Source organism: Pseudomonas sp. P1_F1_2 (assembly GCF_056405815.1).
Map to the genome: position 1 here is coordinate 1 of NZ_JBFUBK010000207.1, position 2,411 is coordinate 2,411.

Annotated in this window: 2 protein-coding genes; one reads left to right on the plus strand and one right to left on the minus strand. The window is 57.9% G+C overall.

Annotated features, from left to right (window positions below):
• Positions 1–75 precede the first annotated feature (75 nt).
• Positions 76–1,854: an ABC transporter transmembrane domain-containing protein gene (locus tag AC1D2P_RS30585; protein WP_477811764.1), complete on the minus strand. Its 1,779-nt coding sequence runs from the start codon at positions 1,852–1,854 to the stop codon at positions 76–78.
• A gap of 252 nt (positions 1,855–2,106) precedes the next feature.
• On the opposite strand from AC1D2P_RS30585, the gene AC1D2P_RS30590 reads away from it, so the two are divergent.
• Positions 2,107–2,286: a PA1571 family protein gene (locus tag AC1D2P_RS30590; protein WP_046027000.1), complete on the plus strand. Its 180-nt coding sequence runs from the start codon at positions 2,107–2,109 to the stop codon at positions 2,284–2,286.
• The last annotated feature ends 125 nt before the right edge of the window (positions 2,287–2,411 follow it).

Consider the following 2,411-nt stretch of genomic DNA (forward strand, 5'->3'; position numbering starts at 1 on the left):
AGTGAAACGAGGCTGCGAATTTTTGATCGCAGCCTCGTTTCACTCGACAGCTCCTACACATCTCCTACACGACGCTTATAGGTGAAGACCACGCTCGGCCTTGCCATCACTGAACTGCAACGCCGCCAACCGCGCATACAGCGCATTGCTCGCAATCAACTCCTGATGCGTGCCCACCGCCACCAACCTACCCTGATCCATCACGGCAATCCGGTCGGCGTTTTTCACGGTGGCCAAACGGTGGGCGATCACCAGGGTGGTGCGGTTTTTCATCAAGCTCGGCAGGGCCTGTTGGATCAGGTGTTCACTTTGCGCATCGAGTGCGCTGGTGGCTTCGTCGAGCAGCAGGATGGGTGCGTCCACCAGCAACGCCCGAGCGATGGCCAGGCGTTGGCGCTGACCACCCGACAAACCCAGCCCTGCGTCGCCGAGATGGGTCTGGTAGCCATTGGGCATGTGCTCGATAAATTCATGGGCGTAGGCAATTTTTGCGGCCTCCTGAACTTGCGCCGGGGTCGCCGCTGGATTGCCGTAGCGAATGTTCTCCTCGATGCTGCCAAAAAACAGTGCCGGGTTTTGCGAAACCAGGGCGAAGCAACGGCGCAGGTCGAGTGGGTCGAGCTGGGTCAATGGCACGCCATCGAGCAGGATTCGCCCTGCAGCCGGATCGTAAAAACGCAGCAGCAGGTCATACACGGTGGATTTACCGGCACCGGAGGGGCCAACCAGGGCCAGGGTTTCGCCCGCGTTGATGGTCAGGCTCAAGCCATCGACCGCGTAGCTTTGCGGACGCGACGGGTAGGAAAAACGCACATCTTGTAGAACCAGATCGCCCTTCACCCGCTCCGGCAAGGTCACCAGGCCAGAGCTCGGCGCCTGGATGATGTTTTCCGAGCGCAGCAACTCAGCAATCCGCTCGGCCGCGCCCGCTGCACGCTGCAACTCGCCGATCACTTCGCTCAAGGTGCCGAACGCACTGCCCACGATCAGACTGTAGAAAACAAATGCCGCCAGTTCACCGGACGAGATCCGACCGGCAATCACATCCATGCCGCCGACCCACAACATGACGCCCACCGCGCCCAGCACCAGCACGATCACCAGCGTAATCAGCCAGGCTCGCTGAAAAATACGTTTACGAGCCGTGTTGAACGCCTCTTCCACCGTCACGGCGAAACGCTGCTCGTCCTGGACCTGATGGTTGTAGGCCTGCACCGTCTTGATCTGGCCGAGGGTTTCAGCGACGTAGCTACCGATGTCAGCGATACGGTCCTGGCTCAGGCGCGACAGACTGCGCACCCGGCGGCCGAAAATCAGAATCGGGGCGATGACCAGCGGTAATGCGACGACCACGATGCTGGTGAGTTTGGGGTTGGTGATGAACAGCAGCACAATCCCGCCGATGATCATCAGCGTGTTGCGCAGGAACAGCGACAACGAAGAGCCGATCACCGATTGCAGCAACGTTGTATCGGCGGTCAGCCGCGACTGGATCTCGGAACTGCGATTGTTTTCATAGAACCCCGGATGCAAGTAAATCAGATGATTGAATACTTGCCGGCGGATGTCAGCGACCACGCGCTCGCCGATCCATGACACCAGGTAAAAACGCGCAAAGGTGCCGACCGCCAGCCCGACCACCAACACCATGAACAAGCCGATGGACTGATTGAGCAAGTGCGGTGATCGGGTCATGAACCCCTGATCCACCACCATGCGAATGCCCTGCCCCATCGACAAGGTAATGCCGGCGGTGACAATCAATGCGAGCAGCGCGCCAAGGGCCTGCCAGCGGTAAGGCACAAGAAAGCGACTGGTCAGGCGGATCGCACGGCGGTAACGGGCAGAGAGCATCGGAGTATCCAGTATGCAATGGTTGTAGCCAGCCTACACCGCCAGCGGTTGAACCCTGTAAATCACAATGAGTCAGGTTAAATATGACCGCGACGACTAGTCTCTAGACGCTATTGGTCTAAAGTCCGGGTAGCAACGTTTTTAAATTTCTGGTGGACTGATGTTTCCGTCGGGAAAGATCGCAGGGAGTTGTCATAGCCCGGTCACCTGAGGGTTTTAGAGTAAGCACACAACCTGATGAGGAGACAGGCCATGTCCTTGCAACACAGCAGCGATGACAAGATTCAAGTGATCCGCACGCAGCCAGACCAGTCTCTGGGTTGCTCGATTATCGATGAACAGGGCCGCGAAGTACCGATCACTGAAGACATGATCCAGCAAGCGTGCAGCGAACTGGAAAAGCGATTGGTCAAGCCTGCCAAACAAAAGTGATATAGCCACCGTCTTCTTGACCCGGCCCTGAAGGGCCGGGTTTTTTATGGGTGATTTTTGAGGGTGCTGCGCACCCTATCGCGGGCAAGCCACGCTCCCACAGGTTGGGTGGATGACTCAAGATC

Excerpts from the sequence above, each read along its gene's own strand:
- AC1D2P_RS30585 (WP_477811764.1), bottom strand. The coding sequence starts at position 1,854 with ATGCTCTCTGCCCGTTACCGCCGTGCGATCCGCCTGACCAGTCGCTTT.
- AC1D2P_RS30590 (WP_046027000.1), top strand. The coding sequence starts at position 2,107 with ATGTCCTTGCAACACAGCAGCGATGACAAGATTCAAGTGATCCGCACG.